The organism is Vibrio sp. 10N.222.52.B12 (genome assembly GCF_002875385.1).
GTDB classification, from domain to species: Bacteria; Pseudomonadota; Gammaproteobacteria; order Enterobacterales; family Vibrionaceae; genus Vibrio; species Vibrio jasicida.
This window is the reverse complement of sequence record NZ_MDAW01000098.1, coordinates 163,973-188,391: the sequence shown is the minus strand read 5'-3', so window position 1 is coordinate 188,391 and position 24,419 is coordinate 163,973. Positions and strand designations below refer to the sequence as shown.

General features: G+C 43.2%; 21 protein-coding genes. 10 read left to right on the top strand and 11 right to left on the bottom strand.

Going from position 1 to position 24,419, the window contains the following annotated elements:
- Positions 1-326: 326 nt before the first annotated feature.
- Positions 327-2,069 (bottom strand): bifunctional UDP-sugar hydrolase/5'-nucleotidase, encoded by a 1,743-nt coding sequence (locus tag BCT11_RS06450; protein ID WP_102387674.1) that lies wholly within the window; start codon positions 2,067-2,069, stop codon positions 327-329.
- Positions 2,070-2,342: 273 nt separating this feature from the next.
- Between BCT11_RS06450 and BCT11_RS06445 the strand changes: the two genes are divergently transcribed.
- A complete protein-coding gene (locus tag BCT11_RS06445) occupies positions 2,343-3,974 on the top strand; it encodes an ATP-dependent endonuclease (protein ID WP_039976767.1) in 1,632 nt (543 codons plus the stop codon).
- A gap of 161 nt (positions 3,975-4,135) precedes the next feature.
- On the opposite strand, the gene BCT11_RS06440 is transcribed toward BCT11_RS06445, so the two are convergent.
- Both BCT11_RS06440 and BCT11_RS06435 read right to left on the bottom strand, forming a co-directional pair.
- Positions 4,136-4,615 carry a DUF1097 domain-containing protein gene (locus BCT11_RS06440; RefSeq protein WP_038877926.1) on the bottom strand — a complete coding sequence of 160 codons (480 nt, stop codon included), beginning with the start codon at positions 4,613-4,615 and terminating at the stop codon, positions 4,136-4,138.
- Positions 4,616-4,900: 285 nt separating this feature from the next.
- A complete protein-coding gene (locus tag BCT11_RS06435; protein ID WP_038870783.1) occupies positions 4,901-5,806 on the bottom strand; it encodes a LysR substrate-binding domain-containing protein in 906 nt (301 codons plus the stop codon).
- A gap of 287 nt (positions 5,807-6,093) precedes the next feature.
- Here BCT11_RS06435 and focA point away from each other — a divergent pair, with 287 nt between their 5' ends.
- The gene (focA, locus tag BCT11_RS06425) at positions 6,094-7,545 is read left to right on the top strand and encodes a formate transporter FocA (RefSeq protein ID WP_038870786.1); all 1,452 of its coding nucleotides are present in this window, start codon (positions 6,094-6,096) and stop codon (positions 7,543-7,545) included.
- Between the two features lie 99 nt (positions 7,546-7,644).
- On the opposite strand, the gene BCT11_RS06420 is transcribed toward focA, so the two are convergent.
- From BCT11_RS06420 to BCT11_RS06410, 3 genes are all read right to left on the bottom strand, one after another.
- A complete protein-coding gene (locus BCT11_RS06420; protein ID WP_038870789.1) occupies positions 7,645-8,214 on the bottom strand; it encodes a YceI family protein in 570 nt (189 codons plus the stop codon).
- A complete protein-coding gene (locus BCT11_RS06415) occupies positions 8,211-8,750 on the bottom strand; it encodes a cytochrome b (RefSeq protein ID WP_038870791.1) in 540 nt (179 codons plus the stop codon). The genes BCT11_RS06420 and BCT11_RS06415 overlap by 4 nt, the downstream gene beginning before the upstream one ends.
- A gap of 173 nt (positions 8,751-8,923) precedes the next feature.
- Positions 8,924-9,166 (bottom strand): DUF2164 domain-containing protein, encoded by a 243-nt coding sequence (locus tag BCT11_RS06410; protein WP_038870792.1) that lies wholly within the window; start codon positions 9,164-9,166, stop codon positions 8,924-8,926.
- Between the two features lie 130 nt (positions 9,167-9,296).
- Between BCT11_RS06410 and BCT11_RS06405 the strand changes: the two genes are divergently transcribed.
- Entirely contained in the window at positions 9,297-9,929 is a 633-nt protein-coding gene (locus tag BCT11_RS06405; RefSeq protein ID WP_038870794.1) for a hypothetical protein, read from the top strand.
- 194 nt (positions 9,930-10,123) lie between these two features.
- Positions 10,124-10,912, top strand: a complete 789-nt coding sequence (locus BCT11_RS06400; RefSeq protein ID WP_102387673.1) for an EAL domain-containing protein — start codon at positions 10,124-10,126, stop codon at positions 10,910-10,912.
- A 31-nt stretch (positions 10,913-10,943) separates the two neighbouring features.
- On the opposite strand, the gene BCT11_RS06395 is transcribed toward BCT11_RS06400, so the two are convergent.
- Together BCT11_RS06395 and BCT11_RS06390 are read right to left on the bottom strand one after the other, a co-directional pair.
- Entirely contained in the window at positions 10,944-12,200 is a 1,257-nt protein-coding gene (locus BCT11_RS06395; protein ID WP_038870796.1) for a DEAD/DEAH box helicase, read from the bottom strand.
- A gap of 75 nt (positions 12,201-12,275) precedes the next feature.
- On the bottom strand, positions 12,276-12,872 hold the full coding sequence (locus BCT11_RS06390) for an ACP phosphodiesterase (RefSeq protein ID WP_102387672.1): 597 nt from the start codon (positions 12,870-12,872) through the stop codon (positions 12,276-12,278).
- Between the two features lie 605 nt (positions 12,873-13,477).
- Here BCT11_RS06390 and BCT11_RS06380 point away from each other — a divergent pair.
- Positions 13,478-14,908, top strand: coding sequence for a methyl-accepting chemotaxis protein (locus BCT11_RS06380; RefSeq protein ID WP_102387671.1), 1,431 nt, complete (start codon positions 13,478-13,480; stop codon positions 14,906-14,908).
- A gap of 270 nt (positions 14,909-15,178) precedes the next feature.
- Complete coding sequence (locus tag BCT11_RS28590; RefSeq protein WP_095760689.1) at positions 15,179-15,394, top strand: hypothetical protein; 216 nt, start codon at positions 15,179-15,181, stop codon at positions 15,392-15,394.
- Here BCT11_RS28590 and BCT11_RS06370 read toward each other — a convergent pair.
- The 3 genes from BCT11_RS06370 to BCT11_RS06360 form a co-directional block, all read right to left on the bottom strand.
- A complete protein-coding gene (locus BCT11_RS06370) occupies positions 15,391-16,059 on the bottom strand; it encodes an HAD-IA family hydrolase (RefSeq protein ID WP_038870802.1) in 669 nt (222 codons plus the stop codon). The genes BCT11_RS28590 and BCT11_RS06370 overlap by 4 nt on opposite strands.
- A gap of 238 nt (positions 16,060-16,297) precedes the next feature.
- Positions 16,298-18,052, bottom strand: a complete 1,755-nt coding sequence (locus BCT11_RS06365) for an HD domain-containing phosphohydrolase (protein WP_102387670.1) — start codon at positions 18,050-18,052, stop codon at positions 16,298-16,300.
- Between the two features lie 71 nt (positions 18,053-18,123).
- Positions 18,124-18,633, bottom strand: a complete 510-nt coding sequence (locus BCT11_RS06360; protein WP_039976775.1) for a hypothetical protein — start codon at positions 18,631-18,633, stop codon at positions 18,124-18,126.
- Positions 18,634-18,845: 212 nt separating this feature from the next.
- On the opposite strand from BCT11_RS06360, the gene BCT11_RS06355 reads away from it, so the two are divergent.
- The 4 genes from BCT11_RS06355 to glgC all read left to right on the top strand — a co-directional run bounded on the left by BCT11_RS06355 (position 18,846) and on the right by glgC (position 24,337).
- Entirely contained in the window at positions 18,846-19,319 is a 474-nt protein-coding gene (locus BCT11_RS06355) for a CreA family protein (protein ID WP_038870808.1), read from the top strand.
- Between the two features lie 130 nt (positions 19,320-19,449).
- A complete protein-coding gene (locus BCT11_RS06350) occupies positions 19,450-20,754 on the top strand; it encodes an inosine/guanosine kinase (RefSeq protein WP_038870810.1) in 1,305 nt (434 codons plus the stop codon).
- A 237-nt stretch (positions 20,755-20,991) separates the two neighbouring features.
- Entirely contained in the window at positions 20,992-22,740 is a 1,749-nt protein-coding gene (locus BCT11_RS06345) for a formate--tetrahydrofolate ligase (protein WP_102387669.1), read from the top strand.
- Positions 22,741-23,122: 382 nt separating this feature from the next.
- The gene (gene glgC, locus BCT11_RS06340; protein ID WP_102387668.1) at positions 23,123-24,337 is read left to right on the top strand and encodes a glucose-1-phosphate adenylyltransferase; all 1,215 of its coding nucleotides are present in this window, start codon (positions 23,123-23,125) and stop codon (positions 24,335-24,337) included.
- Positions 24,338-24,419 lie beyond the last annotated feature (82 nt).

Below are 24,419 nucleotides of genomic sequence, written 5' to 3'. Positions count from 1 at the left end.
CTCCCCAAACGCCGCCATCATACCCCTGCCTGCAGCGATCTCCAACAAAAATTACTTATCGATAAAAACAAAGTATTTTGTGAAGAACGGTTATCAGCAGCACCTATCAACTGGATGATAAATAAAAAAAAGGAGCACTGCTGTGCTCCTTTTTGATGACTTATCGGGTTTACAAACCAGTTAATGGTACAAAATAAACCAGTGTTGACCAAACCGCGACCCACGCAACGACGACCGCTGCATCAGCCCAATCTTTTTTCCACATACTCTCTTCCCTCTTAATCGCATGTGCAACAGAAAGAGAGCAAAAAAGATACCAATAAGCTTTACTGGTTCTTTTGGGAATAAACTTTGTGATTTTCGTTCAAACAGTTTGGTTCATCGGTCAGTAATTCAATGAAACAATCGGCCATAGAAAGGTTACTCACAAACCCTTCACCTTTCATATCCAGCAATGCCTCATAGCCTTCTTTACCTTTCATTGTGTAGGCCGAGGATGCCCCGCGATACCACTCTTCTTCTTGAATCAGTGACCAACGATCCCCATCAAAAATTTCTAACTTTTTAATGCGTTGTCCTTTGGCCGCACCCGCATCGTAATCAAAGCTCAAGTTATGCGTATATGGGTAGCTACCAGAACCAGTGCCTTCAACGCCATTGTTGAGTGCATTATTGATTGCGCCTTCCAATGCTAGACGAATCGCTTTACCTTGCACATCATAACAGCCGATTGGCACGGCAAATGGCAACAATCGTCCGGCAACATCTGCCACGGTGATCTTTCCCGGATTGAGAGAAGTGCGCACCCCACCCGCATTATGAATTGCAAATTGAACCTGATGACCACGTTTGTTCAAACTATAAAGAAAGGAGTGTGTAACGGATGGCGCAAGCTCGCTACCACCGAATTCATCGGGCACTCGAACATGACGCTTTTTCTGCACTACGTTTGCAATGACTTGTGCTTGCAACTTGCGCACTCGCGGAATGTATTTATCACTCAAAATTGCCTGTGTTTCAGGGTGCTTCTTACACACCACCACATTTGGCTGACCATGAATAAAGTCACACGCTTCCTCAAACACACCTTGATCGAGCTGCTCGTTTAACGTTGAGTCCCAAAAGATTCGACGTCCAAGCAACAACTCATTTTGGCCATTTAGCATGGTCGGTTTGCCGCTTTCATCAAACTCAAGCACACAATGCCCCATCGTCAGCGCATGATAACCAGCTTGCACAACGTAAGTGTCATTAACTTTAATGCCATAAGGGTCGTCTTGACCTAGACCAATAGCGGTAAAGTCACCCTGTAACCTATGACTGTGACCGCCGACAATAATGCCAATACCTTCTACTTTGGATGCTAATTCAAGATCGCCTTCGTAACCTAAGTGGCTTAAAAGAATGATATTTTTGATACCCGCTTGGTTAATCTGTTCAACCGTATGCTTTGCGGTTTCAATTGCAGATATGAATGGTGTATCCGAATCTGGGTTTGCGATGTCGCTCATCTTATCAATAGACAAACCGAAAATGGCCACTCTCTCGCCATCAAATTCTTTGACCAAATATTGCGCACTTTGAGTTGCAGTATCGAAGCTCAGTACATTATCACAATCACTCATACGGTGATCTTTGCTCGATAACTCATTCGACAAATCCCAATTGCCCGCAAGCAGTGGAAAGTGAGTACGTTGACAAAACAACGCGACTGGCTCATTCCCCATATCTAATTCATGATTGCCTAAAGCCATGGCATCGATGTTTAGAGCATTTAACAGATCAGCGTTTGCTTTGCCTTTAAATAGGGAAAAATACAACGTGCCTTGAAAACAGTCACCAGCATGAAGGAACAACATGCCCTGACCTTGGCGTTGAGCATCATCGCGAAGCTGTTCTACGCGTGTTGCAATACGCGAAAAACCACCAGCGCTCACGTAAGGCTCCAGTGTACGTTCGTTATCGATATTGAGTTTTAGTTGTAATGACGTTGGTTCAAAGTAGGAATGTGTGTCATTGATGTGCGCCAGTTTGATTCTGACTGGCTTATGATTTTTATTCATTGTCATCTTCTCTCTTTTCATTCCTTTTAATTATTAGAATTGAATCATGACAGAATCATGAATTTTATGAAACAGAGAAATTGTCATTTCATTTTAACGTGATCAAGATTCATCTTGCGTACAATTATGAAAGCGACTTTACGCCTAAACGGTCTGCATTCCTAGGGTGAATGCTCTTAATTTTGTGAACTGAGCTTAACTCGATTAGACCAATTTCATATATGCTTAGGAGAAGCAAAAGAACTCTCTATAATTCAAATAATTGCAAGGAGGAGTGAGATGAGACTAGAACGCATCGAAATCTCTGGGTTTAGAGGCATCAAACGCCTTTCACTCTCTTTTGACGAACTCACCACCTTGATTGGTGAAAATACTTGGGGCAAATCATCATTACTTGATGCGCTTTCGCTTGCCCTTCCTGCTGACGGTTCTCTTTATCAGTTTGAGATGACTGATTTCCACGTTGACTACGCCATCGCCCATCCGCAATCGCAGCATTTACAAATTATCCTGTGTTTTAAGGCGCAAGATAAACAAGAAGTGAATGCTGGTCGTTACCGTCGTATAAAGCCGACATGGTGTATCAATGCAGACAATGAGCACGTCATTTATTACCGTATAAGTGCCACGCGAGACGGCCATAACACGACGACAAAGTACGCCTTTCTAGATTGCGACGGCGAACCAAAACAACTGCACCATTCAGAAAAGCTCGCGGTTGAACTCATGACGCTGCATCCAGTGATTCGTCTACGAGACTCACGTCGTTTCCCTGCTCCTCCCACCAATGGAGACAGCAAAAATGCACGTATTGAAAAACGGATTAACAACACTTGTCGTCGTTTAGTTGCCATGCCCGGCCACGTCAACAAAGGTGAGGTACGAAGTAGTCTAGGCTCCATGCAAACTTTGGTTGAACACTACTTTGCTTTCCGAAGTGTTAAAAAAGGCAACCCAAGAAAGCCACGCGACGGATTGTTCTATGCGAGCCCCTCCTCTGAAAAAGGCCTTGCGCAGTTTCTTAAAGAAACCAACAACAAACAAAGTCGATTGCTTTTAATGGGCTTACTAAACGCGTATTTGCAAGCAAAAGGTCCAACCGACTTGAGGCGCTGCGCTCGCCCTATTTTGATTATTGAAGATCCGGAAGGTCGTTTACACCCTACCCACTTATCGCGTGCTTGGAGTTTGTTGCAGCTATTACCAATGCAGAAAATTCTTACCACCAACAGTGCCCGTTTGCTCGGTTCTGTTCCATTGGCCTCTATCCGACGTTTAGTTCGTTTATCAGACAAGACCGTTGCAAAGTCACTCAATACTAACCGCTTTAGTGTCGATCAATTGAGACGGATTGGCTTCCACATTCGCTTCCACCGTGCTGGTGCACTCTTTGCTCGCTGTTGGTTATTGGTTGAGGGAGAAACTGAAGTATGGCTATTTAACGAACTCGCCCGCCAATGCGGATATGATTTAGCGGCGGAGGGTGTTCAAATTGTTGAGTTTGCACAGTCTGGTTTGAAGTCACTCATCAAAGTGGCCAAAGAGTTTGGGATTGATTGGCACGTTGTTACCGATGGAGACCCCGCGGGGAAAAAATACGCACATACGGTTCGAGCGCACTTAGATAATGATCAGGAACGCCATCGCTTAACCGAATTGCCAGATCGAGACATTGAACACTTCTTGTATAACAACGGGTTCGAATTGTTCTTTAAAGACATTGTTAAGATCCCTCATGACCACCCGATCCCTGCGAAAAAAGTGGTTAATCGTGTTTTGAAGAAACAAGCGAAGCCAGATTTAGCCCTTGCTATCGTTGCCCATTGCGAAGAACGAGGTGTCGAATGCATCCCTGTCTTGCTTCGTTGGACCCTAAAACGAGTAGTAACGATGGCGAACGGCAACACCTGATCGTGCCCATGACTTGTGTTGCAGATAAGCGGACGGAAATACAAACATAAAAAAAGCACACCAATTTGGTGTGCTCGTATCAAGAATCAATAATTTTGATTAACTGTATTGAGCGGGATAAGTCTCAATACACAGCGGATACAAATAAGATCGGGGGTTCACTACTGTACTTGCTCAGCAAGCGAAGAAGTAGCGGCTGATTTCGCATGTAACCAAAGTCCCGTCGCTTTCATCAGGTAACCAAACACACCACCTAAGATCAGTGATGGAACGACAAGTTGCCAGTTGCCATCAGCAGCGAAAGTCGCGCATGAGCCAATGAAAGTACCAGGAATGTACGCTAACCAAGCTTGCTTGGCTTGAATACACATGAAAAACGCAACAACAGCAGTAATTACGTAGCCAAGAATCTCTAGCCCAGCGTAAGTAGAACCGTAGATGATCACCATTGCCCAAAAAACACCACTCAAGTTGGTAATTAAGCTAATTCCTAAGCCTTTTAAGCCACTTGTCGGGGATGCAAAGTAGCTTGTACAGCCAAGAAAGCCAGCCCAAGATAACAGGCCTAGGGAGATCGCGATCCAGCCCCACACGCCAGAGAGAATGCCAGTAGTAATAGAGATTGCTAAAAGTGTTGTCATGGTATTCTTACCCGCTTGCTAGTTCGTACCGAATTGGTTTGAGAACTGCCTTCATACATTGAAATCAGGCAGTCAATACTAGGCATATAGCCCTATTACTTCGGTGATTAAGATCACATTAAACCTCATATCGTTTCATTTTTTACACGTTAAATTTGACGCAACCGATAAATCAACAGATTTCGAAAATAACAAAATCATAATGAATTGATCAAAAATCACAAAAAAGGCCCTGCCTAATGCAGAGCCTTTTGAAAAATTCGATCAATTTATATCAGATATCGTTTAAAGCACCGAAGGTTTACCTTTCATCATTCGTAGACCTTCACGCTTGATGCAATCAACCAATGGGTTTTCCGCCATATCCGCACGCCAGATAAACGACAACGTTCGATCCATTTTTAGTTCAGGTACGTTTAGTGCCACCAGTTCACCCGCTTCAATGTATCGCTCTACATCAAGGTAAGGTAAACAAGTAAGATATTGACCGTTCGCTACTAAGCTGCGTAGCACTGGGACGTGTTCATATTCACGCCAAACATCGAGATCTTCAATGAGATGGTGAATGGAACTATCAAAAATCTTGCGAGTACCAGAACCATGCTCACGTAAAACCCATTTTGCATGTTCTAACTGAGCAAGACTCACCGAATCGTTACGAGCAAACGGATGGTGAGACGCTGCGACTACAGTAAGATGATCACGACACCAAATTTCTTGGTGCAAACGGTTATCGTCACAACGCCCTTCAATCACGCCCAAATCGTATTTGTAATCCAACACTCCATCAATAACGGCTTGCGTACTTTGTACTCCAAGTGAGATTCGCATCTCTGGAAAGTCGTTATCAATGATACTGATAAGGTCAGGAACCAAGTGTTCTGCCGGTGTTTGACTGGCACCTAATCGAATGTGCCCACTCAGCAAATGCTGCTCATAAAATCCCATTTCTATTTGCAGCGCGTCTTGTAATAAACGCTTAGCTTTTGGCCTTAACCACATCCCCCAATGCGTTAGGGCCATTTGCTTGCCTTGCCTTTCAAACAAAGGCCTGCCAAGCATTTTTTCTAATTGCGCAAGCGACATACTTGTCGCTGATTGTGTTAAAGCCAGTTTATCTGCGGCCTGGCTTACACTGCCGGTGTCTGCAACTGCGTCAAAAACCGCTAATTGCTTAAGTGAGTAGCGCAAAGTTGTCTCCCTAATTGGCGAGTATTCCTCATACCCTCGCGACCCCAAAATCCATGCGTAAATACGCAATGAGGTTCATTTTACCTACCCTACAGAACTTATCAAATAATTTGATGAGGATTCTAAATATTATCAATTTTACCTGTACGTCCTGAGTGCTTAATCTGGATATGCGGTTCGGGAACACCGCAACAAAACACAATTAACACCTTCATTTTCGAGCGCATTAAATACCTCGATTTCATTAACTAAGGAGTTTCTATGGAACCACAAACTAAGGAGTCAACATGGCGGTGAGCAGCTCTGAAAATCATCAATACTTTTCTCCAAAAGAAATGATGGCTGAAGCTGAGAAGTTTGCGCTAAGTAAGGCAAATAAAACCAGCGGCATGACACTGGGTTTGGCCATCATGGCAGGCGCATTTATCGGATTGGCTTTCCTGTTCTACATCACAGTAACAACAGGCAGTGCTGACGCTGGTTGGGGTCTTAGTCGTCTTGCTGGTGGTTTAGCGTTCAGTATGGGCTTAATTCTCATCGTGATTTGCGGCGGTGAGTTGTTTACCAGTTCTGTGCTTTCGAGCATCTCTTGGGCAAACAGACAAATTTCATTCGGCAAAATGCTTTCGATTTGGGGCAAAGTTTACGTTGGTAACTTTATTGGTGCCATGTTCTTACTGGCTCTCGTTAGTGCGGCAGGCTTGTACACAATGGACGCGGGTCAGTGGGGCTTAAATGCACTGAACATCGCACAACATAAATTGCACCACACCTTAGTACAAGCATTCGCACTGGGCATTCTTTGTAACTTACTTGTTTGTTTAGCTATTTGGCTGACATTCAGCTCTGCAAATGCAATGACTAAAGCCGCAATGACCATCATGCCAGTTGCCATGTTCGTCAGCAGTGGTTTCGAGCACTGTGTTGCAAACATGTTCATGGTACCGCTGGGGATCGTTATCGCAAACTTCGCACCGGAATCGTTCTGGACTGCAGTCGGCGTACCAGCTTCTCAATACGCAGATTTAAATGTCGGTCACTTTATTACTGCAAACTTAATTCCAGTGACACTTGGCAACATCGTCGGTGGTGCCGTCTTAGTTGGCTTGGCTAACTGGTGTATTTACCGTCGCCCAGAATTAAAAGCAGCAAAAGTTGCATCAATTACAAACACTACAACACTCACGTCAGTTAAGGAAAGCACTATGAAAAATGCATCTATCGTTAAAGAAATCATGAACCCAACGCCAGTTACGCTAAGCGTAGAAATGCCAGTAGCAACTGCACTTGATACCCTATTGGATAACAATCTAATCAGTGCACCTGTTGTTGATGTTCAAAACCGTCTAGTTGGCTTCCTTTCTGCTCATGATGTGATGGTTGAATTGTGGTGCCAAGACTACATTCCTGCTAACGAACAGAAAGTCGTAGATTTGATGAGTCGTAATGTCGTGGCAATTGATGCCAATGACCGCCTAGTTGATGTCGTTGAATTCCTTTGCATTGACAAAGAACAACTATACCCGACAACAAGTATGGGGATGGCTACACGCTTAACCTCTCTTTCTCTAGAAGAGCGAGCAAAAAGCATTAAAGTAAGCAAACCTCAGGTACTCCCTGTTCTAGAAAATGGCTTGATGGTTGGCGTTGTAACACGTAATGAAGTGCTTAAAGCTCTGCGCCCAGTTTACGGCGAACGCTTAAACCTTGTTGAAGATAACGTTCTAGAAACCGCATAAACAATATAAATACTGACAATATACGGTTGGCACCAATAAAAAAGCGCTCTAATTAAGAGCGCTTTCATCATTTGGAAACTCTGTTGTACTGCAAGAAGGTTACTTTTTGATACCTTCTACGTGCAGTTCCATATCCACGTAGCTAGAAGACCCCATTACTGGGATTTCGAAGTCAGCAAGTTCTAGACGAGTTTGACCAATAAAGCCCGCACGCTCACCACCCCATGGGTCGTTCCCTGCACCAACAAATTCAGCAGTAATCGTAATTGGTTTAGTAACACCATGTAGCGTTAGGTCACCTATTACATCTAGCTTACCGTCGCCTTTGTCGACAACTTTGGTGCTCTTAAATGTGGCTTCGCCAAACTTACCGGCATCAATAAAATCACCGCTACGGATGTGTTTGTCGCGCTCTGCATGGTTTGAATCAAGGCTTGTCGTATCAACCACTACATTTACTTTCGAATCTGCGATGTTGTTTTCATCAAAAGAAAAGTCACCAGAAAATGTATTAAAACGACCTTTGATGAAACTGTAACCTAAGTGGCTAACTTTAAAGTTAACTGATGCGTGAGCACCTTTCGTATCGATAACGTAATCTGCAGCGTTAGCACCAAAAGGTAGTGCCATAGCGATTGCTAATCCTGTAGCGAAAAGTGACTTTTTCATTTTGAAGCTCCTAACATTTTTCTCAATGTGTTGTCTTTATCGATAAAGTGATGTTTGAGTGCAGCAGCTGCGTGTAAACCTGCCATTAGGATTACTGCCCAAGCTGCATAGAAGTGAATTTCACCTGCAATATCCGACTGACCGGGAAACAATTCCCCCGCCCCTGGCACCGTAAACCAATTAAATACTTCGATACCGCGACCATCAGATGTTGAGATGAGGTAACCTGAAATAAAGATGGTGATGAGCAATAGATACATCACACCGTGTGCGGCTTTCGCTGCAACTACTTCATAAGGTTTCCCTTCCACTTTTGGTGACGCCGTCACATGCTTCCATACGATGCGTACCAAAGTGAGGGTTGCTAATAAAATGCCCACAGAGCGGTGATAATGTGGTGCAGTGCGATACCATTCGCTGTAGTAGCTAAGGTCGACCATCCACAAACCCACAGCAAATAAACCGATGATGCAAAGCGCAGATAGCCAATGCATAAATCGTGCAGTTAGGTTGTAATTCTTTACCAGTGTATCCATCTCACGTCCTAGATATATTCCTAAGTTGATGTTGAGCAAGAAACACAACATTAACTTATTTACTTTGTATGCAACAGATTATTTACCATCCTTTACATCTAACCAATAACACCTTTTTAAACAAGTTGTTCGAAAAATTAGAAGGAACTTCAAATCATTTAAAAAACTGACACTTAGATATCAACTTCTTGCTCAATTTCATACAACTCATCGGTCATTTCTAGCATACGTCTTTCAATCACTGACTTCGCATCCTCAATTCCTTTGTTGTAATAAATCGGAGCAAGCTTTTCTGTTACGAAGTCGATTAAAAACTCACTGTCGAATTGGCCGATTTCCACACTCAATTCATCCTGCATATAATCTTGAATTGCGCGAGCTAACGCTTCTTTTTGTGCTCTTTCTAGTTTGATCATGTTCTACCTATACTGTTCCATTCTCAAAATTGATGTTTAGATCAAGAAGTTGCCTCTCCAAATTAGTCTATCCTAAAAGGACTATGCTAACCTTTCGCCGTTCATTTTGTTAACCGTTAAGGGATATTCTTTGCTACTCGACTTAGTCATCCAAAGTGTCAATGATTTTCAGGACGATTGTCTCAAACTCTGTGAGAAGCATTATCCTGCGGTGCATAACCAAGGCATGAGTGAACATCACCTTGGACTCGCGTTTGCAAGACGTATGGAACACACCTTCCGCCATTTTGGCTATAGCAGTGTCATTAAACCAATCGAAGTGCTCGATGCACCAGATTTACCTCATCATTATCGTATTTCTTCTGAAATGGGTACGGTTTGGGTACTAAGCCACCATATGGTGAGCGCAGGAAATTCTTGCCGAGAAAACCTGCTCTCCTCTATTACCGAATGGCAAAGTGAATATGGGTATGCGCTACAACCCAATGATTTGTTGTTTTTGGTCAGTGACCATTGGATTAGCCGCAGTAAAACCAGTCGAGAACTTTTACACTGGTGGATGGGTGAACTTCCTGAGCCTATTAATGAATATACCGAGCAAGGAATCACGCTCTTTACGAGTGAATCGCAGTTGAGCAATTCTTTGGATGGTAGGTTTGGGATTAGCCCTTGCTACATTAAATTTGGCCACCCTTTGCGTCGTTCAAACAAACAACAATTGGTCAGAAAATACCTCCAACTTTATGCGGTATTACAGTGGTAGTATCAAATTGCAACGGGTAGATTATCAGCCTGTTCATCCATTTGTTTGATGCTGGTCGATATTTCTGTTTATCGAGTGCTAACTCTCTTGCCTTGGAGCAAGCCCCCGCTTAGATTCAAACTACTGAAGTAAAACTAGATGCACAACAATCAGTTAAGCATCAGTAAAGAGCATTGGTCTAGGTTACAACAATAATGATGAGTATTTCGCAGCTGCTTGGCTGCATATCGAAGCAACCCGATGGGCAGTACATAGCACAATACAATCAACTCACGTTGCGTAGTGTGTTTCAGCCTATCTATAAACAAGATCTTTCCATCATCGGTCTCGAAGCATTGGTTAGAATTAGTAACCAAGAAGGCTTAATGATCAGACCTGATCAGTTCTTCCATTCAAACACTATCCCCGTCCATGACCAAATCAATGTTGAACGTCTCAGCCGTCTCATTCACATCAGTAACTTTGGTCAATCAAAGTTTAGTAATAAGAAGCTGTTTTTGAATGTTCTGCCTAAAGCCGCGGAAATGTTGGCAAAAGATGTTTCGTACAGCAATCTACTCAAACAAGCGATTATTGAAGCGGATTTAAGGCGGGAGCAGATCGTCATGGAATTGGTGGAATTAGACGCCAGTGATGAAGCTTTCTTATATAAAGCCACGAAGGAGTTGAGCAACAATGGTTATCTTCTGGCGATTGATGATTACGGAATTGACGCTTCTACCATTGAGCGAGTTCGATGCGTAAAACCGAATATTATTAAAATTGACCGGTCACTTTTACTCAGATATGAAAATGGGGATTTTTCTTGCTTGATGGAAGCACTCAATCTCGCAAAAGATATTCGTTCAAAAACCGTTATTGAAGGAATTGAAACCGAGCATCAACTTAACTTAATGAAAAAACTCGGTTTCGATATGTATCAAGGTTACTTATTGGCGATGCCTCACCCCCTTGAAGCTTACCAAGAAGCTAAGACGGCGTAATCAGAGTTACTGATAGACGCCATCACCTTTTCTATCGGCGGTTTTTACCACGATTTTTATGAATCGCTAATTTCGCTTTTAGTTTACGTTTTTCTGATGAACGGCTCTTACGTCGGCCACCACCATTATTGTTTTCAGGTTCCACTTCTTCAACTAGACTCGGCTCGAAACCTTCTAACCATTCTTGTGGTAAACGTTGATCGAGCAAATTCTCAATAGCGTGCAACAAATACTCTTCATCTCGGCTCATCAAAGACACAGCTAAACCAGATTTACCAGCTCGGCCAGTACGACCAATTCGGTGAACATAATCTTCAGCTTTGAAAGGCATATCAAAGTTCACTACTTGTTCTAGTTGCTGGATATCCAAGCCACGCGCGGCGACGTCAGTTGCAATCAAAGCGCGAACTTTACCCGATTTAAACTCATCAAGTGCACGCTGACGAGCACCTTGCGACTTGTCACCATTAATCGACACAGCTTTGATACCATCCAACTTAAGCTCTTTCGCCAGTTCGTCACTACCTTGTTTGGTTTTAGTGAATACCAACACTTGTTGCCAGTTACGAGATCCAATCAAATACGCCAATAGTTCACGCTTGCGCTTCTTATCAACTGGGTACACCATTTGCTTTACCGTTTCGGCTGTCGTATTTGGTGGAGACACTTCGACTTCAACGGGTTCATCCATCAATTTATAAGCAATGGTTTTAATGCGTTTTTCAAATGTCGCAGAGAATAGCATGAACTGTTTGCTCTCAGGTAAGCGACGAAGAATACGTTGAAGATCTGGCCAGAAGCCCATGTCTAGCATACGGTCGGCTTCATCAAGGACAAGTATTCCCGTTTTTGAAATGTTTACATTGCCGTTAAACAAGTGGTCAAGTAAGCGTCCAGGAGTCGCGATAAGAATATCAGCTCCTTCTTCAAGCTTATTCTTTTGTACGCCAATGCTTGTGCCACCATAGACACAAACGATGCGAAGCTCAGTGTTGGTAGCGTATTGCGTTAGATTATCGAAAACCTGTTGCGCAAGTTCACGCGTCGGCACCAAAATCAGAGCTTGAGGTGTTCCGTTCAGTTTCTTCTGCTGCACGGCTTGGATAATTGGCAAACCAAATGCGGCGGTTTTACCTGTGCCTGTTTGAGCTGCAGCAAGTAGATCTTTTCCGGCCAAGACATGCGGGATAGATTTTTCCTGCACAGGTGTTGGAGTAACGATATTTAAACCAGTTAACGTCTCCACCAAATGTTGTTCAATGCCAAGATCAGCGAAATTAACGGACATGATAAACCTCATAATTTTTGGAGCGCAGAGTTTACCAGAGCCTTGATAGTCCGACTACCTTTAGACTCTGCCAATCTATGAATTGATCAGTTGTTGGTAGAATTCTCGTGATTCACTCAGAACATCTTGATAAAGCGCAGGAAACTTTGCTTCTAACGTTGAATACTCTTTATCCAATACTTCAAACGTTGTGGTGAGATCCGCCATACGAGGCGTACGTTGAGACATTCGATGTAACGCAAACTCTATGTTTTCCAATTGGCGATAAGATTGTAACCACCCACCACTCCACATTCGGTTATGTATCAGTAAAAACCTTGATGGCAATGAATCTGTGATTTGGTCATCGACTTGTTTGAAAGCTTTGTGGACAAACGAATCTAACGATTCAGAAGAAAAACTGTCCCAATGTTTGGCCAAACAATGATCCCAAAACATATCAAGCGCAATAGGCGCAAAACGACGGGCGACACCAGTAAAGTGCGGCTTACATTCTTCTACTATAGGGTGATGATCTGTGATGCGGTCAACAAAGCGATGGAGTTTAATGCCATTGGAAATGTCAGTTTGATACTGCTTGCTTGGATCTCCCTTTACGAAATCTCCAAGCAAGTTTCCCATTAAATGGCTATTACAATGTTGTGCAATATGCAGGTGGGCTAGAAAGTTCATTAGACGCTGTGAGTGGCCTTTTGGCTCGTCTTACATGAACTTATTATAACGTCTGTTGTGACGCGGTGAGAGTACTAATTGTACTTATTCGGCTTCGTCTTCTGAGCCTACGTATTCCGACAAGTTAATACCGATTTCAAGTGCATCTAGCAACTCTAGGCATTCGTCGTTTTGGTATTGGTCGCTCATTGTGACCTCCTTTGTTTTACATCTCCTGAAGCAACCCGCTTCAATCTTCACTGTCATTTCTTTTCTTCATCGATGACAGCAACTCCTTTTTATACACTTTATATGACACATTCATGACAGCGAGAAGTAAAGATTTAGAAAGCTATGACAGGAATCATAAGTAAACGTTTGCATCGATTCTTCTCTTCTATAACCCCTTCCGCCCAACTAAAACCACAAACACAAAGGCTCATTGTCATGGTTAATCAATATTTCTGTCATTAAAAGATACGACAAACCGTTTATTGTGAATTTAGATCTCATATTTTGAAATACATCAACTGACTGTTACATATTTTGCTGATTCCTATCGCATATTTTGTTTCGATAGTCGCATAACTTGTACACCATCCTTTTCATCTCAAATGGAGTAACAAATGAGAGAAGTAGAGTTTAGAACGATAGATAAGCTATTCATTAAAATGTCTATCAACGACAAAATGTGGGCCATTTTCCTCCTATTTCTGGGAGCTCTAACTTCAGTGGCAGGAAGCCGATATTTCAATGACATACAGGCATTTGAGCAACGCTCGATTGCTTCTGCACAAGCGACAATTTTTGGTGTGGTGCAAGCCCAACCCGAAAATTTGCGTAATATAGACGGGTTGGTAAACGTCAGCGCTCAAAACAACCCAAAATTCAATAATGGTACGGTAACGGTATACTCTCAACTCGAATCCGGACAAGCGATTCAGTTAACGCAAAACTTATCTAACCAATATAAACAAGCTAAAACAGACGCTTTAACAACTTTCCTTCTTAGCATGTTATGGATTGTCCCATTTGGTTTTTTTTCGTATTGGGTCGCAACCTTTATCGGTGGCGCACTGTGGGTACTGTATACGACGACTGAGAAAATCGGCGATGGCGACCTAACTTCACGTCTTGGTTTTCATCCTGGCCGAGACGAGTTTGGCACAATCGGCTGCGCACTCGATAAATCGATGGATACGTTGACTGACCTAGTCAACAACGTAAAAAACAACGCACACACATTGAGCGAGACTTCAACGGCCTTCGAAAAAGACATGCGTCGGAGTGAGACACAGATTACGCACCAATATCAAACGCTTGATTCTGTTGCGACGGCAATGGAAGAAATGACAGCATCCGCAAAAGAAGTATCGAATATCTCTCAACAAGCGATGATGCAGTCCGATCAAGATACACAACAAATTGAGACGAGCCGTATCCGTGTTCAGAGTGTCATATCTGAAATTGAGACATTATCGAACTATATTGAGCAGGCCTCTGCTTCAGTTGGAAGCCTCAATGAAAACACCACTCAAATTAACGAAGTGATCACCACAATCAATGCCATTTCTGAACAAACCAACCTACTCGCTTTAAACGCAGCAATTGAAGCTGCTCGTGCTGGTGAACAAGGCCGTGGTTTTGCAGTGGTAGCCGATGAAGTACGTACGCTTGCAAGTCGAACACAACAAGCCACCGTTGAGATTCAATCGATGATTGAAAAACTACAAACGGAAAGCCAAAACATTGCCTCGATCACCAACCGTACCGTTCAACAAGCACAAACAAGCAGTCATTTGATTGATGAGATAGGTGGCGATGTAGCTTCGATTGCGAGTTCGGCCCGCTCATTAATGGACATGAGTATTCAAATATCGACTTCAGCGGAAGAGCAAAGTGCTGTCGCAAATGACATTGCCTCCGAGCTGGCCGATATCCGCTCCCAATCAAACACCATCAGAGAAGTCGCCGAGCAATCAACATCGGGAGTCACCAATCTGACCAAAGCATCAAACTCTTTAGGTGAAATATTAAAGCGTTATCGTACCGCTTAGAGCAAACCGCTTCCTACGACAAGGGCTTCCAATTGGAAGCCCTTTTTCTTGTTTATTACGTTATCTATTCATTATTACCACTAAGTTTCGTCATTTCTTTTTCGTATCAAAAGTGGGAGAACTTAATTAAATTGAGTTTAAAGAAAGCACCGATATAATTTAGTTTGAAGTGAATCGAAATAATCTTCTGTATTTGATGAAAGAATGTTCAAAGGATAGGCGTTCAGCTATTCTAGATCTTGCCAATCAATTTTGCTGCTGGTGAATAATATGAATAATTACAACAAAGCTCACAACGCTGAAGATCTTCAGTGTCCGCTCTGCCAATGCGATGAATATATGATTTCATCAGATGGTGAGAAATTCACATGTGCTTCTTGCGGGTTTCACACTAAAAACTTCTCTTCCATCCAATGCTTACATCAAACACCACTATTACAAACTAAATTCAAGCATATCCACAGTTTGAGTAACGTATGTCACTAAACGGAGCAGCCTAAGAGCTGCTCTTTTAGTTCATCAAGGTGCTGAATACGAATGACTCGCTCATCGTCGACGAGATTTACAGCAGCACCGTTATACAGCTGAACGGTCTTGATACCCGCATTCAATCCGGCTTCAACGCCTTTTGGTGTGTCGTCGATGTACAGGCAATCACTTGGTAAAAATCCCATGCTCATTGCGCTGTACATGATCAAATCAGGTTCTGGCTTCCAACTGTTTGCATCAAAAGCGGAAAAGACTTTCCCCTTAAATGCCCCCAACAACCCTGTGAGCTCTAAGGCGTACTCAATCTTATCTTTCGGGCCATTTGAAGCAACGCAATACTCAATATTGTGCTCATCGAGAAACTGAATCAGTTTTTTAGCGCCATCCATTGGTTGTAGGTGACGAACAAACAGTTTTTGCAACTCAGCACGATATTGTGGCTCTAGCACATCAATCGATACGTTAATATTCATCAGAACCTTAGCATCGCGTAGAATATCGGCCAGTTTGCCGCCCTTAAAATGTTCAACACACTCATCAAAAGTCATCTCTGTCCCATACTGGCTAAAAACATTAACCAAGGCTTGGCAACACAGACGCTCACTGTCCACGAGCGTGCCATCGCAATCAAAAATAACACACTTAATATTGTTAATAGCCATGACTTCCCCCGACGCTAAATAATAAAAAAACACTAATAACCAATTTATTTGATCTTATTGACTTATTTATTGGTACTAAATATGTTTCTTCATGATAGATAAGTTTAAAAATGTTTAAACGACTGAGTTGGCATTTCGTGGAAATGAGAAAGAGGAATTAACGATTTTCTAAGCAAGATCACCGAATGAAGATCCAAATTGAAGAAATATGAAACTTCACTCGGTAGGTATGGCTTGCTTACACCTCGTTATCTGGGAATAAGTAACGAACCTCTATAAAGTCGTCAAGATTATCGAGAACTAACTGACACAACGCGGGGTCAAAATGCTTACCTTGCTCACGTTTAAATAACTCTACCACCTCATCGATTGTCCAAGCGCGCTTGTAACAACGTTCACTCAGCAATGCATCGAACACATCTGCGATAGCAACGATACGTGCAAATAGATGGATGTCCTCACCTTTCAATCCATTTGGGTAGCCAGTGCCATCCCACCGTTCATGGTGCTCATAGGCGATGATGGCGGCAAGTTTAGTCAGTTCACCTTCGCGGTTATTTAGCAGCTCATAACCTTTCACAGTATGTCGCTTCATCACCTCCCATTCTTGGGGGGATAATTTGCCCTGTTTATCTAAAATAGATTCAGGCACCGCAATCTTACCCACATCGTGCATTGGGCTTATAATTTCAATCATCTCGACTTCACGATGACTCAAACCGCAGAACTCAGCCAATGTCGCGGATAACCTCGCGACACGTTTAACATGCTGCCCGGTCTCACCCGAGCGGGATTCAATCGCTTCACCAAGCACGTGGATCATTTCTTTTTGAACGCTTAAGGTACGTTTTTGCAACGTCACTATCTTACGATTTTTGCGATCAATTTCTTTACGTTGGCGTATCGTCATAAACTGACTGACAATCACCATAAACAACAAAATAATGAGGGCGCAGGCGAACAGCAATAGCTTTACGTTGACTTGAATTGCTGGTGGTGGCGCGTTAATGATGTGGGCCGTTCTCGGTATATCGAAGCGGCTGATGCCGTATTTTTGAATAGCAACGAAATCGAGCACTGCTTCAGAGATAAGCTCATCATCCACCTTTGTTATCGACAAACCAAGTTTACCTGACATCAATTCTGCGGCTTCATATCCATATTGCTTAGAGCGATTGACAAAGCCACCTAATATTCCGGGTTCTTCCAAGTACATTTCCCACAACACAAATACTGGCGCTCCACTTTTTGAGCCAATAACATGCGCGACTTCTTGATATGAGTGGTAATGTCCGTGTTTTGCTTCGGTATTATAGTGCGTCAATAAAACTGCATCATTTGGGCTTACCTTTGCCAACATGCTTGAAGCTTCAGCGAGTGTTTCATCACGCAGCTCAATCAGATTTATCTGTGGGTACTTCTGCATTTCTTCAACAACACGTTGGTGAATTAATTCAGAGGTCATGCTTCGATCAGCTAAGTAATACAAGTTTTTGATTTGTGGGCGTACTTGATTGATTAACTTAATGTTCTCGACAACACGGTCTTGCTCATAGAGCACACTTCCGGCAGAACTCAAGGTATCTAAGTTTGCCGAAGTATCGTTGATACCGACCGCCACTAAAGGCGTCGAACGTTCAGCGTTAGGTAAATATTTCTTGGCGAATTGCAAGGCAGCGTCATCAGAGATAATGACACCATCAAATTCGTAGTCTTGATATTTCAGCTGTAGGTAGTTGGCCATCCTTTGAAAATAGCCATCGGAGTGAATACGTTTAGCATCAAGATATTCAATAGACAGTTTAACTTCGCTGTTGGTCTGTTCGAAACCTTCTTCGATGCCATTTTGAATATCACTCGTCCATTGATAGGACGGTTCATAAGAATGTAAAACCAGTACTCGTTTGATTTCCCAATCAGTTTCGTCAGCATTGACTGCAGCCGTCCCTAGGCACAATAAAAGAGCCAATAAACGCGTCAAACGCTTAACCATGTGATACCCAGCCGAGAAGAAATGATGTTGCACATACTAAATGTCGAACTCTTAACTGAGCACGACATTGATCAATTTTCTACTATTATTGTTTCATACAACTTTTGATCGTCGTTCAATTTTTTTGCTAAATCCGCGATAAAGTCTGATTTATCTAACTTTTGAGAAACAGCGATATCAGAGATGAGGGTATTTTCCTCATGTTGGCTAACAATCGCCGCTCCCACAGCTTCACCCTCTTTGAAGCCAACATACAGTTCAAAATCCGGGGTCAGAATGATTTGAGTCAGGTACTCAATGATCATTTCTTGGTCGTGCTTATCCGCCCAACGTTGTGACTGAAGAATAGAAAACATCACAGTAAGCCGATGAAAATCAACAAGGAAAATATCGTCTTTGACTAACGCGTTATCACTATCGAGTAACTCTGATTTACCCATGACTTGGTATTCTTGCGTCTCAAGAGCACGAAAGTAAGTCGCGCGTCCTTCTAAGCTTTCCTTAGTTGGAAACTCGACCTCGACCAAGTCATGTAGCCATGCATTTTTACGTTGAATACTTTCTAACTGTTGTTCGTTCATTTTATTACCTTCAGAGCTACACGCTATTCATTGGCAGCGAGTAAAGACGGGACTTTGATTAGAAATATAGGCGTCACCCGTTATGGAGCGGTACATTAGCATGAAGCCTCTTACAAACCTAGCTAAACTCCTGAGGTAACGCCAAATTTTGTTTTAACTGCGTCCGTCTGATAAATTGATTCGATAAATTTGCCTATTTAAGGGATGAAAAAATGAAAAAGAGCTTGCTTGCTTTGGGTTTAGTGACGGTATTAGCTGGATGTAGCGATAACGAAGTTGGGGATGTTTCACTGGGCATGTTCACAATGAAAGACATCAAGATTGGTCATCTTCAAGATGAGGTCGTTACCGGTGTGACTTGTCATATTGCCTCTATTGAAGCAAACCTAAGCTTGTCTGATCCAAGTGACAGCTCCATCTCATGTCGTCAAACAGGCGATATCACACCAGAGATGATTGCAAAAATTGACAAGAGCAAATCGGGTGAGGTGGTCTTTAAAAAGTCAAAGAGTATCTTCTTCAAAACCATGAAAGTACGTCGTATCTACGATCCAGAAAACCAAACATTGCTTTACTTGTCTTACACGACCAAAGAAACAGAAGGCAGCTTCAAACACAGCCTGTCTACTGTCCCTCTTTATGGAACAAAAGCGTATGTAGAACCGACGGTAAATCCGACAAATTAAGTCTAAATTGTTTGTAAAAACAGCAGCCCGTTGAATTTTTCAGCGGGCAAATTTCTTTGCAATAAAACGGAACGATTTTCAAAATTTTGTGATACAATCCCGCCTCTTTTTTTCTCACTCAAGAACAAGCATGAAGTTTCCTGGTCAGCGAAAATCTAAACACTACTTCCCAACTCACGCTCGAGATCCATTAGTAAACCAAATTCGACAAGCACCTAAATTGTACCGTCCAACGGTTGTCGGTGTTGGTCAAACCATCGTAGATATCGAAGCGCGTGTAGATGATGCGTTTTTAGAAAAATATAACCTAAGTAAAGGTCACTCTCTCGTTCTTGAAGAGAGTAAAGCTGATGCACTGTACGAAGAGCTCGTTGAACAAGGCCTGATTACGCACCAATACCCTGGTGATACAATCGGCAACACGCTTCACAACTACTCGGTACTTGCAGACAGTAAATCCGTACTTCTTGGTGTGATGTCTAAAAACATCCAAGTAGGTTCATTCGCATACCGCTACTTATGCCGTACCTCTTCTCGTATGAACTTGAACCACCTACAAACCGTAGATGGTCCGATTGGTCGCTGTTACACACTGATCACTCAAGATGGTGAACGTACGTTCGCAATCAATGAAGGTCATATGAACAAGCTCTCTCCAGAGAGCATCCCGGAAGAAGTATTTACCAAAGCTTCTGCTCTCGTGGTTTCTTCTTACCTAATGCGTGGTAAAGAAGAAGACCAGATGCCGCAAGCCGTTCAACGCGCTATCGAGTTTGCAAAGAAACACGAAGTCCCTGTGGTACTGACTTTAGGCACTAAATACGTTATCGAAGGTAATGCTAAATGGTGGCAAGAGTACATTCGCGAGAACGTATCAGTTGTCGCAATGAATGAAGAAGAAGGAGCAGCGTTAACAGGTGAGAATGATCCGCTTGCTGCTGCAAACAAAGCTCTGGAATGGGTGGACCTTGTTCTTTGCACTGCTGGTCCAGATGGCCTTTACATGGCTGGCTACACGGATGAAAAAGTGAAGCGTGAAACCACTCACGATATTCTTGAAGGCTCAATTGAAGACTTCAACAAGTTTGAGTTTAGCCGTGCAATGCGTAAAGACGACTGCCAGAATCCAATGAAAGTGTACTCTCACATTGGTCCATACCTTGGCGGCCCGCTTGAGATTAAAAACACGAATGGAGCTGGCGACGCTGCGCTCTCTGCACTGTTGCACGACATGGCAGCTAACTCATTCCACAATAAAGAAGTGCCAAACTCAGAGAAACACGAAGTACGTTGCCTAACCTACTCTTCTCTGTCGCAAATTTGTAAATACGCAAACCGCGTAAGCTACGAAGTACTGACACAACACTCACCTCGTCTATCACGTGCGCTACCAGAACGCGAAGATAGTCTAGAAGAGACCTACTGGGATCGATAAGAACCAAGTACTTAGAGCAATAAATATGCGAAGGTCACCATTTGGTGGCCTTTTTGTTTTGATCTAGCGCAGTAATTAGTGGTTTTTGTTATGATGTAGCACGCTAAGGCGCACGAACTGCTTTACACCTTATTTTTTACCAGTATTATTCCCGCGCAAACGTTTGCGCAACAACAAGGCCGCAGCTCAGATGGCTAATGTTGCTCGCTACGTGTTAGCCATTTTTTTGGAGTATCCATGCAGTCTGATATTGAAATTTGCCGAAACACACCGTTATCTTCCATCGCTACCGTTGCCGCAAACGCAGGCCTTTTACCGCACGAATTTGATACACACGGAAAATATAAAGCCAAAGTTTACCCCCAGTGCCTTCAACGCCTTCATACAAATCAAGACGGTAAATTGGTATTGGTTACTGCAATCACGCCCACCCCTCTTGGTGAAGGTAAAACCGTTACCACTATTGGTTTATCACAAGGCCTTTCCAAGATTAACCAATCGGTCATGGCATGCATTCGCCAACCTTCAATGGGGCCAGTCTTTGGAGTCAAAGGTGGTGCAGCTGGCGGTGGTTACTCTCAAGTCGCCCCTATGGACGAACTAAATCTTCATCTCACAGGCGATATTCATGCTGTAACCGCAGCACACAACCTTGCTTCTGCAGCATTGGATGCACGTCTTTACCATGAACAACGAGAAGGCTATGAGGCATTTGAAGCACGAACGGGTTTAACTGCGCTTAAAATCGACGTTGAGCGTATCACGTGGAAACGTGTTATGGACCATAACGATCGCGCACTGCGTATGGTGAAAATTGGTCTGAACGAAGAAGGTAAAACCATTAACGGCTTTGAGCGTGATGAAGGGTTTGATATCTCTGCCGCTTCCGAGCTGATGGCGATACTCGCGCTTGCAAAAGATTTAAACGACTTACGTCAGCGTATAGGTCGGATTGTTGTCGCTTACAACTTAGAAGGCAAACCGATTACGACGGAAGATCTACAAGTCGCAGGAGCTATGGCTGTCACACTAAAAGACACCATTGCCCCAACACTCATGCAAACGTTGGAAGGTGTACCTACGTTGATTCACGCAGGCCCTTTTGCCAACATAGCCCATGGCAACTCCTCTATCATTGCCGATCAAATTGCATTAAAACTTTCTTGTTACGTTGTCACTGAGGCGGGTTTTGGTTCTGATATGGGTTTCGAGAAAGCGTGCAATATTAAAGCTTCGGCAGCGAATCGAGCCCCGGACTGTGTGGTAATCGTAGCAACACTCCGGGGCCTAAAAGCCAATTCGGGTCATTATGATCTTCGCCCAGGTATGGCGATTCCGGATTCAATCTTTAACCCTGACCAAGCCGCATTAGAAGCAGGATTTGAAAACCTAAAATGGCATATTAACAATGTCCATAAATATGGTATTCCTGCGGTCGTCGCTATTAACCAATTCCCTCAAGATTCATTAGAAGAACTTAGTGAGTTGAAATCATTGGTTAAACGTTTCAATCCGGATGTAAAAGTGGCCGTGAGCACGGCATTTGTCCAAGGGGGTGAAGGCACGATTGAGTTGGCGCAACATGTTGTTGAAGCCTGTGAGCAGCCCTCATCATTCCGTCCCCTTTACACGCCAGAACAGCCTCTAAAAGAAAAATTGATGGCAGTGTGTGAAGCGGGTTATGGGGCGTCAACTATCGACATGAGCGAGCAAGCGAAAAAACAATTAGCACACTTTGAAGCGCTCGGCTTTGATAACCTAGCGGTCTGTATTGCTAAGACACCATTGTCGATCACAACCGACTCTGCCATTAAAGGGGCACCAAATGGCTTTAGCGTACCAATTCGAGAACTGCGTTTGTGCGCAGGCGCTGGCTTTGTTTACGCGCTTTCAGGTAATGTTATGACCATGCCAGGCTTACCAGATAAACCAGCATTTATGAATTTGGACCTTGATGATCAAGGCAATATTATCGGCCTGTCTTAAGGTATGCGAATTTAAAAATAGAATGGGAGTGTTCAACACTCCTATTTTTCCATTTATTCCTCTTAACCCTCTTAATCCTCTTAATCCTCTTAATCCTCTGTTTTTAAATAGCTTTACAGTGTAAACCAACACCAAGGTCCTACTTCCACACCTCCCTTTCACCAATATAGTGCACGGTATATTCCTTAACTCCCTAATATAGTGCAACCAACCTTCCATTTTGCTCAAAGCGCATTGATTCTATTAGAAAAATTCTGTGGCTCGAATCTTGTAATGCGTTATGTAGCATTACATAACGTCAAATATAAGCACGCGAGCAGTTGGCTAACTCCTCAGGCTTATCGCTGCTTCAGGACACGAAGAATAAGGGAAAGGGAATATTATGCAAGATGCACTCGCCGTAATTTTAGCTGGAGGAATGGGTTCTCGACTCAGTCCATTGACCGATGATAGGGCAAAACCTGCGGTCCCCTTTGGAGGAAAATACCGAATCATCGACTTTACGCTAACTAATTGTCTTCATTCAGGTTTAAGAAAGATATTAGTTCTCACTCAATACAAATCCCATTCATTACAAAAACACTTAAGAGATGGATGGTCCGTTTTTAATCCCGAACTTGGTGAGTACATTACCGCTGTCCCACCCCAAATGCGCAAAGGTGGTGCATGGTACGAAGGCACTGCGGACGCTATTTACCACAACATGTGGCTTCTCGACCGAAATGATGCCAAGTACGTTGTCGTTCTATCCGGTGACCATATCTATCGAATGGACTACGCGGCAATGCTCGAAGAGCATAAATCGAACGGAGCAAAACTAACTGTAGCTTGTATGGATGTTCCTGTAGAAGAAGCAACCGCTTTTGGTGTGATGGGAACAAATGCAAGTGGTTTGGTGCAGTCTTTCATCGAGAAACCAGAAAGCCCACCTACTCTGCCTGATGATCCGACACAGAGTCTCGCATCGATGGGAATTTACATCTTCAATATGGATGTATTGCAAGACGCTCTCGAACAAGACTCGCAACTCGAAGAGTCGAGCCACGATTTTGGTAAAGACATCATTCCTAAGCTCATTGATACCGAGTCGGTTTACGCATACAAATTTTGTGGCAGCAAAGGCCGGGTTGACAAAGACTGCTATTGGCGCGATGTGGGTACGATTGACTCTTTCTATGAAGCAAATATGGATTTGTTAGAACCCGTTCCACCGATGAACTTGTACCAACCCAATTGGGCTATTCGAACCTATGAAGCTCAATTTCCACCAGCACGAACCGTTTCTTCTGCTACTGGCAATGAGGGTATTTTCATTAACTCCATCATTGCAAACGGCGTAATCAACTCAGGCGGTTCAGTTCAGCACTCGGTTATTGCATCGAATGTGCGTATTCAAGACAGCGCAACTGTCGTGGACAGCATTATTTTTGATGATGTTGAAGTAGGCGAAGGCTGCCAACTCGTGAACTGTATTATCGATAAACATGTTTGCATCCCACCACACACTCAAATCGGTATGAACAAGATCGAGGATGCAAAGCGATTCCACGTATCGGAAAAAGGCATCGTGGTTATCCCTGAGGGGTATGAATTCTAACTGACTCGCCATTGGTAACACTATTAATCTCCCATAATAAAAAGCGCGCGATTTACATCGCGCGCTTTTCCATAACCGATTA